The sequence below is a fragment of the Zunongwangia profunda SM-A87 genome (assembly GCF_000023465.1).
In the GTDB taxonomy this organism is placed as follows: domain Bacteria; phylum Bacteroidota; class Bacteroidia; order Flavobacteriales; family Flavobacteriaceae; genus Zunongwangia; species Zunongwangia profunda.
The window spans coordinates 1,482,225-1,496,843 of sequence record NC_014041.1 but is presented as its reverse complement, the minus strand read 5'-3'; the positions used below and the strand labels follow the sequence as shown (position 1 = coordinate 1,496,843).

At 36.9% G+C, this 14,619-nt stretch carries 7 protein-coding genes; all 7 read left to right on the top strand.

Annotation, left to right across the window (positions count from 1 at the left end; translation table 11 throughout):
- Positions 1 to 4 precede the first annotated feature (4 nt).
- Complete coding sequence (locus ZPR_RS06605) at positions 5 to 1,006, top strand: 4-hydroxyproline epimerase (protein ID WP_013070871.1); 1,002 nt, start codon at positions 5 to 7, stop codon at positions 1,004 to 1,006.
- A gap of 10 nt (positions 1,007 to 1,016) precedes the next feature.
- Positions 1,017 to 2,258, top strand: coding sequence for an NAD(P)/FAD-dependent oxidoreductase (locus ZPR_RS06600; protein WP_013070870.1), 1,242 nt, complete (start codon positions 1,017 to 1,019; stop codon positions 2,256 to 2,258).
- Between the two features lie 404 nt (positions 2,259 to 2,662).
- Positions 2,663 to 5,668: a SusC/RagA family TonB-linked outer membrane protein gene (locus ZPR_RS06595; RefSeq protein WP_013070869.1), complete on the top strand. Its 3,006-nt coding sequence runs from the start codon at positions 2,663 to 2,665 to the stop codon at positions 5,666 to 5,668.
- Between the two features lie 9 nt (positions 5,669 to 5,677).
- Positions 5,678 to 7,348: a RagB/SusD family nutrient uptake outer membrane protein gene (locus ZPR_RS06590; RefSeq protein WP_013070868.1), complete on the top strand. Its 1,671-nt coding sequence runs from the start codon at positions 5,678 to 5,680 to the stop codon at positions 7,346 to 7,348.
- A 175-nt stretch (positions 7,349 to 7,523) separates the two neighbouring features.
- The gene (locus ZPR_RS06585; RefSeq protein ID WP_013070867.1) at positions 7,524 to 9,767 is read left to right on the top strand and encodes a S9 family peptidase; all 2,244 of its coding nucleotides are present in this window, start codon (positions 7,524 to 7,526) and stop codon (positions 9,765 to 9,767) included.
- Positions 9,768 to 9,818: 51 nt separating this feature from the next.
- Positions 9,819 to 12,869, top strand: coding sequence for a beta-L-arabinofuranosidase domain-containing protein (locus tag ZPR_RS06580; RefSeq protein ID WP_013070866.1), 3,051 nt, complete (start codon positions 9,819 to 9,821; stop codon positions 12,867 to 12,869).
- 52 nt (positions 12,870 to 12,921) lie between these two features.
- Positions 12,922 to 14,616: a DUF885 family protein gene (locus ZPR_RS06575; RefSeq protein WP_013070865.1), complete on the top strand. Its 1,695-nt coding sequence runs from the start codon at positions 12,922 to 12,924 to the stop codon at positions 14,614 to 14,616.
- Positions 14,617 to 14,619: the final 3 nt, after the last annotated feature.

Sequence of the window (14,619 nt, the reverse complement as noted above, 5' to 3'; positions counted from 1 at the left end):
TTTAATGGCAAGAAAAACTTTTTTTTGTGTCGATGCCCATACTTGTGGGAATCCGGTAAGAGTGGTTGCAGGTGGCGGCCCTTTTATCGAAGGAAAAAACATGAGTGAAAAGCGTCAAAATTTTATGCGGGAATACGATTGGATTCGTCGTGGTTTAATGTTTGAACCACGCGGCCACGATATGATGAGCGGAAGCATTTTGTTTCCGCCCTCAGATCCCCAAAATGATTGCGGAATTCTTTTTATTGAAACCAGCGGATGCCTGCCAATGTGTGGGCATGGTACTATTGGTACGGTCACTGTTGCGATTGAAGAAGGCCTGGTTTCTCCTAAAAAACCAGGAACGCTTAGGCTGGAAACACCCGCCGGACTCGTGAAAGTGAGTTACGTTCAGGAGGGAAAAAAAGTAAGGTCGGTTAAAATCGTGAATATAAAATCTTATTTGGCAAAAGAAAATATTACGGTGCATAGCAATGTGCTGGGTGAGTTAAAGGTAGATGTTGCTTACGGTGGTAATTTTTACGCTATTGTAGAGGTTCAGGATAACTTTAAAGGTTTGGAGCATTATCAGGCCAGTGAATTGATTACGTGGAGCAGGGAGTTGAGAAGCAAATTAAATGAAGCACATCAATTTATTCATCCGGAAGATTCAACAATTTTTGGTTTAAGCCATATCCAATGGACGGGGGCTGTAATGGATGAAACCTCTAATGCACGTAATGCTGTTTTTTACGGAGATAAAGCTATAGACCGTTCTCCTTGTGGTACTGGGACATCTGCAAGAATGGCGCAGTGGTATGCCAAAGGAAAACTAAAAAAAGGCGATCAATTTGTGCATGAAAGTATAATTGGTAGTAAATTTATTGGCAGAATAGAAGAGGAAACAGAATTAGGTGATAAAAAGGCGATTATACCGAGTATAGAGGGTTGGGCAATGGTAACTGGTTATAATAATATAGTTATCGATGATGATGATCCTTATGCTCACGGATTTCAGGTACTTTAAATTTTAATCTATGAAAAAAGTTGCAATTATTGGAGGAGGAATTACAGGCTTATGTTCTGCTTATTACCTGGTTAAGGCCGGCTACGAGGTAACAATCGTAGATAAGGGTAATATCACAAAAGGAGCCTCTTTTATTAACGCCGGTTATGTAACTCCCAGTCATTTTGTACCACTCGCAGAACCTGGTATGATCAATCAGGGAATTAAATGGATGTTCAATAATTCCAGTCCGTTTTACATAAAACCACGATGGGATATAGATTTCTTTAAATGGTCCTGGTATTTCAAAAAATCTTCAACCAAACAAAAAGTAGCCAAAGCTATTCCTGTGCTTAAGGAATTAAACGAAAAAAGTAAAGAACTTTACGAGGAGATGTTAGAATCTTTGGATTTTGAATTTCACATAGAGCGTAAAGGTCTGCTTATGGTTTATAAAAGTGCTAAGAATGAAGAACATGAAACTAAGCTTGCCGAAAAAGGAAAAGACTTAGGCTTAGATGTTAGTGTTTTAGATAAAAAAGCACTGCATGATTTAGAGCCCCAGTTTAGTGAGGATGTTATTGGTGGTGTACATTATGAATGTGATGCCCACAGTACTCCAAATCTTTTTATGAAAAACCTGAAGCAATGGTTAGAAAATAACGGTGTTCGGTTTGTTTTAGAGGAAGCGGTTACCGGTTTAGAAGTAGATGGAAAGACTATAAAAGCAATGCATACCAGTAAAAACAGCATCGTGGCAGACGAATTTATTATGGCAGCTGGAAGCTGGACTTTTCCTTTAGCTAAAAAATTAGGTCTGAATATACCTATCCAACCCGGTAAAGGCTATAGTATGAGCATTACCAGAGAAACCAATATTAATTTACCGGCTATACTTACTGAAGCAAAAGTAGCAGTTACCCCAATGAAAGGTTTTACAAGATTTGCTGGTACCATGGAATTATCGGGCGATAATAATATTATTTTACCCACTAGGGTAGAAGCTATAGCTAAAGCAGCTTCTAATTATTATTCAGGTTTTACCTTAACCCCTGAAGAGAAAAAATCGGCCACCAGCGGATTACGACCGGTATCACCGGATGGCTTACCATTTATCGGAAAATCTTCAAAATTCAAAAATTTGAATGTTGCTGCAGGTCATGCGATGATGGGATGGAGTCTTGGCCCGATTACTGGAAAATTAATTTCAGAAATTGTAGAAGGCAATCACACCTCAGTATTATTAGAACCATTTGATTTGGAACGATTTTAGAAAAAAAATCTGTTTCAAATATTTATATAAGTTTTAAGACTGTCACTTTTATAGTGATAGTCTTTTTTTTTGCTATGATTTTTCTGAGATCTGGATTTTGATATTATATGTAAAGATTATTCATAAATTACGTTAGATCTAATTGATAGATTTTGGGTATCTGCCATGGTATCATCTGTTTAACTTTTACCAAAAGATGCCATTAAATATTCTATTTCAAAAAAGGAAATACTCATCATTCTTTCTATAAAAATTTTAGAATAATACTTGTTAATATAGTATTATATAAAGCTAATTTTTTCACAAAAGGCTCCTTAATCTAATTGTAAGTTTATCCTCTAAATTTTAATGTTTATCCAGTTTTAATGGATTAAAATCAATCAAAACTCACAAAAATTTCAGTTATGATGAAAAAATTATGTTTTTATGTGGGAAAATTAAATGTTAAGAAAAAGCAATATTCATTGCTTTTTCTAATGCTATTTTTTTCTCAGCTAAGTATTGCTCAATCACAATTTGAGGGTACGGTAATAGATGAAGGAGGTGTACCCATTCCAGGTGTTTCGGTAAAAGAAAAAAATACAGGTAATGGGACCGTTACAGATTTTGATGGTGCATTTTCTATCTCCACTAATTCGGATGATGCCATACTGATATTTTCATTCGTAGGATATAAAACTAAGGAGTTAAACACAAGCGGTCTAAGTGGTAATCTAAGTGTGACTTTAGAAGAAGATCTACAAGCCCTGGAAGAGGTTGTTTTAATTGGCTATGGAAAACAGGATAGAAGCCAGGTGACCAGTGCTGTTGCCAGTGTTTCTGAAAAAGATTTTAATCCTGGAAAAATACAGGATGCGGCTGAACTCGTTAAAGGTAAAGTAGCCGGTTTAGTGGTGACTAATAGTTCTGGAAATCCTAATGATGAATCTAATATTATGTTACGTGGGGTAACTACTTTAAATGGTAGTACAAAACCGCTTATTTTAATAGACGGAGTTCCTGGAGATTTGACAATGGTCGCTCCAGAAAATATTTCTTCGGTAGATGTACTAAAGGATGCCAGTGCAGCCGCTATTTATGGGACTCGTGGTGCTAATGGAGTTATTCTTATTAGTACAAAATCAGGAAGTTTTGATCGCAAAACCAGTGTAGTATATGATGCCTTTGTGTCTGTATCAGATTTTTATAAGGAAGCTGATTTTATGACTCCACAGGATATTCGGGATGGATTAACATCTTTTAGTGATGGAGGTTTCGAAACAGATTGGTTAGATGCGATTTCGCAAACAGGATTTATGCATAATCATGCTCTTACTATTAATGGAGGATCAGAACTAACATCTTATTCAGGAAATATTTCCTATAGAAAAGAAGATGGAACTATTAAAAAATCGAATAATGATCAATTAAGATTACAACTAAATTTAGAGCAATATCTTTTAAAAGATATTTTAAAAGTTGGTTTTAAAATCTTTTCTGAGCAGCGTAAAAGAACGCCTAATAATATTGAGGATAATGGGATTAGCAATATTTACCGCCAGGCAGTTATTCGTAATCCAACTTCCCCCATTTATGGTGAAGACGGAGATTATTTCGAAGAATTTGGACGATATCAATATTTTAACCCGGTTGCGATGAATAATGAGCTGATTGGGGAACGTGAGTTACGACGAACTAATATTACCGGTAATATCACTTTCGAACCAATAAAAAACTGGGTAACCAATCTTTTAATTGCAAAAAACCTGTCGGCTACAGATATTTCTACCTACACTACTTCCAGATATTATTCATCTAAAACTACTGGATTTAGTGGTAGTGCTTATAAAAGTTATGAGAAAAAAGAGGACAAATTTTTAGAACTTACTACTAATTACGAATTCGATATTAATACTGTTCATCGTTTTAATGCATTAGCAGGATATAGTTATAATTACTTTAGCAATAGTAATTTTTATGCCAGTAATTCAGATTTTCCTACAGATGGCTATCTATATAATAATATAGGAGTTGGTGCCAGGCTGAATGAAGGAAATGCCGGTATGGGTAGTGGAAAGTATGACTCTCGCTTAATAGGGTTTTTTGGAAGAATTCAATATGGTTATGAAAATCGATTTAATCTGCTTGCCAGTATACGTAGAGAAGGTTCTTCCCAGTTTGGAGACAACCATAAATGGGGACTTTTTCCTTCAGTATCGGCTGGTTGGACGCTTAGTAATGAAGCATTTTTGGAATCGGCTAGTTGGATCAATAATTTAAAACTTAGAGCAGGTTATGGAGTAACGGGGCAGCGACCTAATGCTAATTATCTTTCCTTAACCACCTATAATTATGATAGCAATTACGGAAATTTTGTAAATGAGGACGGACAATGGGTAGCTGGTTTAATGGTAACCCAAAATCCTAATCCAGACTTAAAATGGGAACGAACTTCTGAAGTTAACATTGGACTTGATTTTTCATTCTTTAATAGTCGTTTAGGGGGTTCCTTAGATGTATACAGAAAAGACACCGATGATTTGTTATACTCATATAATGTGCCTTTACCCCCAAACATCTACGGTCAAACACTGGCCAACGTAGGTTCGATTAGAAACCAGGGTTTTGAGCTAATGATTAATGCCCTTCCTGTAAGCAATGACGATTTTTCATGGGAAACTACGGTTACGCTAACACATAATGATAATGAACTTTTAAGCTTGTCTAATGATTTATATGAAACAGAAGATTATTTGGATGTGGCCTATGCAGGTGATCCGATTAATGTTCCTACCCATAGAGTTGAAGTAGGGCAGGCCATAGGAAATTTCTGGGGATTAAAATCTGTAGGAGTGACGGAAAATGGACTATTCCTGGTAGAAGATCCAAATACCGGTGAGGCTATTCCCTATTCCACAAGTCTTAACACCAACGATTATCGCCAGTATCTAGGTAATGGATTCCCTACTGTCTATATGGGATGGACCAATACATTACGATATAAAAACTTCGATTTAACCGCCTTAATTAGCGGACAGTTTGGTTTTGATATTTTAAATACGCAACGTATGTTTTACGAAAATAATTCAATTCAATATAATCGTTTAAAATCTGCGGCAGACCCCGTTTATGGAGAACGTCCATTATCTGGAGCCCAAGCGCAGGCCTTTGTTAGCCATTATTTAGAGAAAGGGGATTTTGTAAAACTGGATAATATCACTTTAGGGTATAATTTTAAAATTGAAAAAATATCAAATTATATTTCTGATGTACGGGTGTATTGTTCTGCCAAAAACTTTTTAACTATTACTAATTACAGCGGAATGGATCCTGAATTAGCTAATAGAGACTTTTATGCCGCCGGGAACGACTTTAGGGATAAATATCCTACCATCAAATCTTTCACCATTGGTACCAGATTAAACTTTTAAAACTACATCATGAAAATTTTCAAAAATAAACTAATAAAATATACAGGAATAGCAGCCTTTTTTCTGACTTCATTTTCCTGTACAGATCTTTCTGAAGATACCTATAGTATTCTTACAAACGAGGATATAGACTTTAATAACGAGCAGGACATTTCAAGATTAACGGGCTATGTATACAACCATTTGCGGTATACATACTGGGAATGGAATGGATTATTTGATATCCAGGAAGAGTCTTCAGATTTAATTATGACTCCCTTGCGTATAGGAGTGGGTTGGGGAGATTTATATATTTCTATGCATAAGCATGATTTTAATTCTAATATAGGGCACTTTAGTACAATTTGGGATAATGCTTATTCTGGCATTGGTTATGCCAATACTATTTTGGACCTTCCTGAAATTCAGGAAAATGCTTTGCAAAGTGCCAGGCTTCGTACCATGCGTGCATTATATTATTATATCTTATTTGATTGTTTTAGAAATGTGCCTTTAGAAACAACACAAGCTGTAGAAAGCGGTTACCTGCCAGAGCAGGCCAGTCCAGAAGAAGTTTTTGAATTTGTTGTATCTGAGCTTAATGCTGTGAAAGAAGATTTGGGAACCGAAAAAGTTTATGGCTATCCCAATAAATATGCAGCCGAAATGATTCTTGCCAAAATGTACCTGAATCATAATGCATGGTTCAACGATTATGGTAATAATGAATATTTTGAACTGGCTTTAGAACAGGTAGATGATATTATTAATAATGGTGGTTATTCTCTTTCACCAAATTATAAAGACAACTTTAAAGCCAATCTAGCTGGAAATAATGAGATTATTTTTGCAATTCCTTTAGATTACACCTATGCCAGTGGTAATTATTTGGTAAACAAAGCACTTACTAGTGAGGGTGCTAAAGCTTTTGGATACGACGGGTCTCCATGGAATGGCAGTTGTGCAGTGCCTCAATTTATAGATACCTATCATGAAAATGATTCGCGTTTAGAAGATACCTGGGCTTATGGGCAGCAATATCATTATGAAACCGGAGAGCCATTGAGGATGAATGCAGATGATCAGGGAGAAGTTAACCTGGTTTATACAAAAAGAGTGCATTCTATAGATAATCCGGGAGCTTATATGATGGAAGGCTATCGTTTTGTAAAGAATGAAATTGTACCAGGTGTCGATGGAACTTATGGAGATGATGTACCCTTCTTTAGACTCTCAGACGCTATGTTTATCAAGGCAGAGTGTTTATTGAGACTGAACAGGGATCAGGCGGAGGCCGCAAGATTAGTAAGTGAAGTACGTGCGCGTGCATTTGAGGATGGAACCGAAGCCGTACGCTCTGTACAGGATTTAACCTCAGGAAGTATTTATGACTATGGACATAGAGAATATACCAGTGAAGGTGCTACCAACTACAGCAATCTTGTAGCTACTTACGAAGGAGGAGATGATATAGAATTAGGAGGCCTTCTAGATGATTTGGCCTGGGAATTTGTAGGAGAGCACCATCGTAGACAGGATCTTATCAGGTTTAGATTATCAGGATCTAATACCAATGTTTATAATGGTAAATCCTGGTTTTGTAAAGATGCAGAACCTGAGGCAACATATAAAAATGTTTTTCCAATTTTTCAGACCTTTTTAGATGCTAATCCTAAGCTTCAACAAAATCCTGGATATTAAGATGTTGTTTTTATGAACTAAAGACGGAGTGATAATTGTCACTCCGTTTTATTTTGTAGAATCTATACTATAAGGTCGTAAAAGCATATAAAACTTATCAATTAATGTTAATATAATATAAATATATGTTAATGATCGATTTAAAATTAAACAGGTTTTCATTTAATTTTAAACTATGAAAACACCTGTTTACACCTATTTTATTTTTTTCCTGATTTCGCTAGTGGCCAGTGCCCAGGGGACAGTAGAAGATTATAAGAGAGCAGAATCTCTGGATACGCTTTTCAGAAATAAAGTCTTTAACACTCCAAATTCTTTCAACTGGTTAAACAAGAAGGAGTTTTGGTATAAAAACAATACCGAAAAAGGTAGTGAATATATTTTTGTAAATGCAGAAACTCTAGAGAAGGAAACAGCTTTCGATCATGAAAAACTGGCACGCGCTATTTCAAAATTAGTAGATAAAAAAATCAAAAGTTCAAAAATGGATATCACTAAGCTGGAATTTGATGAAGCTAAGTCGAATTTAAGATTCCAGTTAGATACCATACAATATAATTTAACTCTTTCGGATTATAAGCTTAGCGTCATTGATACCCTAGCTTCCAAAGATAGATCCAGAGGATACTGGGGAAAACGCGGGAATGAAAGAGAAGGTGATCCCGTACCATCGCCAGATCAGAAATATACCGCATTTATAAAAAACTCTAACCTGTATGTAAAAGACAGTAAAACCAAGGAAGAAACACAATTAAGTTTTGATGGTACCAAAGGATTCTTTTATTCCGCCAATATTATCTGGTCACCAAATAGCGAAAAAATTATAGCCTATAAAGTCAGACCGGGAGAAGAGCACAATATCTATTTTGTAGAGTCCAGTCCAAAAGATCAGTTGCAGCCAAAATTACACACCAGGGACTATACGAAACCTGGGGACGAATTAGATTTTAAAAGTCCGCAACTTTTCCATGTATCTTCCAAAAAACATATTCCAATAGCGACAACTCTTTTTAACGCTCAATTTTCTTTGTACAATTACCAGTGGAAGGACGATAGTTCTTCGTTTACCTTTGAATTTAATCAGCGTGGTCATCAGGCATACCGAGTAATTAAAGTTGATGCTAAAACCGGAAAAGCCACAGCAATAATCGATGAAACAAGCCCAACTTTTATAGATTATAACGGTAAAAAATATCGTCATGACGTGAAAGGGAAAGACGAAATTATATGGGCCTCAGAGCGTGATGGCTACAACCATCTTTATTTGTATGATAGCAATACCGGGAAAGTTAAAAATCAGATTACTTCTGGAAATTGGCCGGTAAGGAAAGTAATAGAAGTAGATGATAAGAATAGAGCAATTTACTTTACGGCAAGTGGGTTGGATAAAGATCAGGATCCTTATTTAATTCATTATTGCAGTATAGATTTCGACGGAAAGAATTTTACCCGTTTTACTACTGAAAATGGAAACCATAAAGTCACTTTTTCTCCAGATAAAGAATATTACGTAGATCAATATTCCAGAGTAGATATGCCGGCGGTTACGGTTTTAAAGAAAGCAGGTAAAAAAAAGCCAATATTAACTTTAGAAGAAGGAGATATTACCGAGTTAGAAAAAACAGGATGGAAAACCCCTGAAGTCTTTACCGCAAAAGGTAGAGATGGTGACACCGATATTTGGGGAATTATTGTAAGACCCACCAATTTTGATCCTTCAAAATCCTATCCTATTATTGAATATATCTATGCGGGGCCTCATGATTCATTTGTTCCAAAGGATTTCAATAGTTATTACTGGGCACTGAGTTCTTTGGCAGAACTTGGATTTATCGTCGTGCAGATTGATGGTATGGGAACGTCTAACCGATCTAAAGCTTTTCATGATGTATGCTGGCAAAATTTAAAAGATGCTGGTTTCCCCGATCGTAAATTATGGATTACGGCAGCGGCTGAAAAATATCCTTATATGAACGCCGATAAAGTAGGTATTCGTGGTACTTCTGCCGGTGGGCAGAGTGCCGGTGCTGCTTTGGTTTTTAATTCAGATTTCTATGATGTTGCCGTAGCTTCCTGTGGTTGCCATGATAACCGAATGGATAAAATCTGGTGGAATGAGCAATGGATGGGCTATCCAATTGGTCCCCATTATGCGGCAAACTCCAACATCGAAAATGCCGCCCAATTGAAAGGAAATTTAATGCTGATCGTAGGTGAAGTAGATGATAATGTAGACCCGGCATCGACCATGCAATTTGCAGATGCACTTATAAAAGCAAAGAAGGATTTTGATTTAGTGGTTTTACCGGGAGAAAACCATACTTCAGGAGGTGAATTTGGGGAACGTAAACGAAGAGATTTTTTTGTAAAACATTTGTTGGACGTTGATCCACCTTCCTGGGATCAGGTTTACAACTAGTTACGTAATCATAGAAATACGCTTAATTTTTTATACCGAAAGATTTATAATATGAAATTGTATAAAATTATCACCTGTTTTATTTGTGTTATGATTGTAGGACAAGTGCAAGTCCGCGCTCAGGGCGATCAGATTCTTGACGGAATTGGAGAGACAGGATTAATTGCGCGCTATGTTTTTGATAAAGATGCCAAAGACTGGTCACGTAATAACCTGCATGCAGAAATTAAAGGTGATGCCAAATTTGTAAAAGACGAGCTATTTAAAAATGTACTTGCTCTTTCGGGACAAGCTTATATCATTTTGCCTTCTTCAGCACTTAACAATGTAGAATCCATTAGTATGGCAGGCTGGATAAAGTTAAATGCTCCAACTTCAGATCAATTTTTTTTTGACTTCGGAAAAAATCAAAATTCGCATGCTTATGTAGCTCCTTTCGGAACAGGAAAAAATGAAAATTTCACAACTGCAGTTTCTGAAAACAGAAATAAAGATTACACGTTATCATCTTCAAAAGTAGGACTCCCGAAAGATCGATGGTCACATTTGGTTTTGGTGATCGATGTGCCTTCAAAAACTATAAAAGCATTTATGAACGGCGTTCAGGTTAGTCAGAAAGGAGAAATTGAACTTGAATTATCCGATATTTTTAATGTCGAATCTGGAGAAGAGAATCAGTTATATATTGGTAAGGCTATATCACAAAATAAGGCTTCTTTAGATGCCAGCATCCACGATTTCAGGATCTATAGAATTGGATTGACCAATAATCAGGTAAAAGGAATTTTTGAAAATGCCTTAAAAAAACGCGATGGTGTGGTAAATGAGCGTAAAGAACCTCAGGATAACCTGCCCGAATTCTCAAGGACAAGTCCGCAACTTTACAATGAATTTTTAGCTTCCGTAGATGATATCGAAGTGGAAACTCAGGTAGGCGTTTTACCACGATTGCCAAGAACGCTTAAAGCTACCTATAAAAATGGGCTAAAAGGCCCACAAGTAAAAGTAACCTGGCCGGCTCCCGATGATAACAGCGAAGTTTTAAAAACTGGAACCTATATCATAAACGGAAGTGTGGCCGGAACAGATTTGAAACCCAAAGCGACGGTGCATGTTGTAGAGAGTACAATCGCTGAAAAGCCGGCTAGAGCATTAGAAGCTTTTGATTTAGATCAGGTAAGTTTAGAGTCAAATACAAACGGACAAAACACGAAATTCATTGAAAATCGTGATAAATTTATAAATACGCTGGCACAAACCAATCCAGATTCGTTTTTGTATATGTTTAGAAATGCATTTGGACAGGAGCAACCGGTGGGAGCAAAACCTCTTGGCGTTTGGGATACTCAGGAAACGAAACTACGTGGGCATGCGACCGGTCATTATTTAACAGCGATCGCTCAGGCTTACGCCAGTACAGGTTATGATAAAGCTTTACAGCAAAATTTTGCCGATAAAATGGAGTATATGGTAAATACCTTATACCAATTATCCCAAATGTCTGGAAAACCAGCTGAAGAAGGAGGTGATTTTAATGCCAATCCAACAGCAGTTCCTATGGGGCCTGGAAAAGAAATTTACAGCTCTGATCTTAGTGAAGAAGGTATTCGTACCGATTATTGGAACTGGGGAGAAGGTTTTATAAGTGCTTATCCTCCAGATCAATTTATTATGCTTGAAAATGGAGCGGTGTATGGTACTGAAGAAACAAAAATTTGGGCACCCTATTATACGCTACATAAAATCCTTGCCGGATTAATGGATATCTATGAGGTAAGTGGAAATGAAAAAGCCTTAGCTGTAGCTGAAGGCATGGGAGATTGGGTTTACGCGCGCCTAAGTGAATTACCAACCGATACGCTTATAAGTATGTGGAATCGCTATATCGCGGGTGAATTTGGCGGGATGAATGAAGCAATGGCTCGTTTATATCGCATCACCGGAAAAGATACTTATTTAGAAACCGCCCGACTTTTTGATAATATCAAAGTGTTTTTTGGTGATGCTAATCATTCGCATGGCTTAGCCAAAAATGTAGATACGTTTAGAGGTTTACATGCCAATCAGCATATTCCCCAGATTGTGGGGGCTCTAGAAATGTATCGGGATTCTGATAAACCGGAATATTTTAATGTAGCCGATAACTTTTGGGTAAAGGCAACCAACGATTATATGTACAGTATCGGCGGAGTTGCAGGAGCCAGAAATCCTGCAAATGCCGAATGTTTTATTGCACAGCCAGGCACCTTATACGAAAATGGCTTATCTGCCGGTGGCCAAAATGAAACCTGTGCGACCTATAATATGCTAAAGCTTACCCGTAATTTATTTCTTTACGAGCAGCGTCCGGAACTTATGGACTATTACGAGCGTGGCTTGTATAATCATATTTTAGCCTCAGTAGCAGAAGATTCCCCGGCAAACACCTATCATGTTCCGTTGCGCCCGGGTTCGAAAAAAAGTTTTGGAAACCCTAATATGACCGGTTTTACCTGTTGTAATGGAACAGCTCTGGAAAGTAGTACAAAACTGCAGAATTCGATTTACTTCAAAGGAGCTGATAATAAAGCACTATATGTGAATCTTTATGTGCCGTCTACTTTGCATTGGCATGAAAAGAATATAGAACTTACTCAGGAAACTAATTTTCCAAAAGAAGATCACACCAAACTCACGATTAATGGTAAAGGTAAATTCGACCTTAAACTACGTGTGCCGGGTTGGGCTACAAATGGATTTACCGTAAAGATCAATGGGAAGGATCAAAAAGTGAAAGCCACTCCCGGAACCTATTTAAGCCTTAGTAGAAAATGGAAAGATGGTGACACGGTAGAATTACAAATGCCGTTCGGTTTTTATTTAGATCCCATCATGGATCAGCAGAATATCGCAAGTTTATTTTATGGTCCTGTTTTATTAGCGGCTCAGGAAGATGAGCCAAGAACAGATTGGCGTAAAGTAAATTTCGATGCTGAAAATATTGGAGCTTCCATAAAAGGAAATCCGGAAGAACTGACTTTTGAAATTGACGGCGTGATGTACAAACCATTTTATGATACCTACGGAAGACATTCAGTTTATCTTGATGTCGATTTAGACTAGACATCTAAATATTTAAAAAAAACTTTTTAAATCATATAACCTAAATCATCGCATGAATAAATTATTAAGTTGCCTTTTCGTATTTGTAAGTCTTTCCGCCAGCATGTATGCTAATGAAATGATTGATGTGATTAACACATTTAGAGCCGATAAATTTGCGTTAAGGCGTACTTATACTATGCGCGAATCCAAAGAATATTACGAACGTTACAACCGGTTTTATGCAAATTGGGAGACCAAATTAAACAATATAGATTTTAATGAACTGTCAAAAGATGGAAAAGCCGATTATATACTTTTAAAAAATCTTATTGGAAAAGAGGAGTATCTCTTAAATCAGGATTACGATGCTTTTAAGGAAGTAGCTTCCGTTGTTGATTTTGCAGATGATCTATATGCTTTTATTCAGCAGCGAAGAAGAGGAACGCAACCCGATGCAAAAACATTGGCAATGGCTTTTAATGATGCTGAAAAAAGTATCTCAGAAAAAATAAAAGCGCTTAAAAGTAATCAATTTGAGGATTGGCTTAAAGCTGAAAAGGCTGCAGCTATAATCTCTTCATTACAAAGAGGTTTAAACGAAGCTTATAGTTTTTATTATGATTATGATCCAGATTTTACCTGGTGGATGAAAACTCCGCATGCCTCTTTGGATCAAAAATTAAAGGAATATACTGAATTTCTTAGGGAAAACTATTCAGAAGCAAGTCAAAAGGACGATGGTAGTGGAATTATAGGTCAACCGGTAGGTAGAAAAACCCTGATTAAAAATCTGGAATATGAGTTTATTCCTTATACGCCGGAAGAACTGATAGAAACGGCTGAAAAGCAATTTGACTGGTGTAAAGCTGAAATGATTGAAGCTGCCAACGAAATGGGCTATGGGAACGATTGGAAAGCGGCTTTAGAGCATGTAAAGAATACTTATGTTGCTCCTGGTAAACAACCAGAAGCGATCAATAATTTATATGATCATTCGGTAGATTTTATCGAAGAACGTGATCTTATCACTATTCCGGAACTAGCCAAAGAGACCTGGGGAATGATCATGATGACTCCGGAACGCCAAAAAGTGAATCCGTTTTTTACCGGAGGTTGGGAGATTAGTATTTCGTATCCCACTGAAGGCATGGAGCATGAGGATAAATTAATGAGTATGCGTGGTAATAATCCGAATTTTTCCTTTCCTACGGTGCAACACGAATTACATCCGGGGCACAATCTTCAGTTTTATATGAATCAACGTAACAAACCTTATCGTAGTTCGTTTGATACTCCTTTTTGGATGGAAGGTTGGGCATTGTACTGGGAAATAAATTTATGGAACAAAGATTTTCCCAGAACACCTGAAGAAAAAATGGGAATGCTTTTTTGGAGAATTCACCGTTGCGCGCGAATCATTTTCTCATTAAAATATCAGTTGGGAGAATGGACACCACAACAATGTATCAATATGTTAGTAGACGAAGTAGGGCATGAGTATGCCAATGCCGAAGCTGAAGTTCGCCGATCTTTTGCAACATCGTACACCCCGCCATTATATCAATTAGCGTATATGATAGGTGGACTGCAGTTTTATGCCCTTAGAAATGAACTTTTAGAACAAGGATGGACAGAAAAGCAATTTCATGATCGTGTCATGAAAGAAAACATAATGCCGGTAGCCGTACTTCGATTATTGTTGGAAGATAAAGACATTCCAAAAAATTATAAAGCGAACTGGAAGTTCTCAACCGATTTTAAATAATTC